General features: G+C 72.0%; 1 pseudogene. It reads left to right on the forward strand.

Features of this window, described 5'->3' with window-relative positions:
- Nucleotides 1-545: pseudogene (locus VR44_RS37880) on the forward strand (alpha/beta hydrolase); the annotation flags it as partial.
- Nucleotides 546-583 lie beyond the last annotated feature (38 nt).

The following is a 583-nucleotide window of genomic DNA, read 5'->3' on the forward strand; positions in this document are numbered from 1 at the left end:
GCTCACGACGGAAGCCTTCCAGTCCCTCGGCCTGCTCCTCGGCACCGGCGACGGCAGCCACCAGCTCCACTACCTCCTGGAGAACGCCTTCGTCACCACCGCCTCGGGCCCCGCCCTCTCCGACACCTTCCTCGAAACGGCCCGCGCCCACCTCTCCTTCGCCGGCCACCGCCGCCCACCCGCGCTTCGACGCGGCGAAGACCCTCGCCGGCGCCGACCCCCTCCTGTTCACCGGCGAGACCATCCACCCCTGGCACTTCACCACCGACCCCGCCCTGGCCCCCCTGCGCGAAACGGCCGAACTCCTGGCGGCCCGCACGGGCTGGCAGCCTCTCTACGACCCGGCACGCCTCGCCGCCAACGAGGTCCCGGTCGCGGCGGCCGTCTACCACGACGACATGTACGTGGACACCGCGCACTCCCTGCGCACGGCCCGTGCGATCCGCGGCCTGCGCACCTGGGTCACGGACGAGTACGAACACGACGGCGTCCGCGCGGGCGGCCCCCACGTCCTGGACCGCCTGCTGACCCTCCTCGACGACTAGGGCGTTTCCTTCGGATCACCTCGCTGACCAGATGAAGA

This window comes from Streptomyces katrae (genome assembly GCF_000966975.1).
Lineage (GTDB): Bacteria > Actinomycetota > Actinomycetes > Streptomycetales > Streptomycetaceae > Streptomyces > Streptomyces katrae.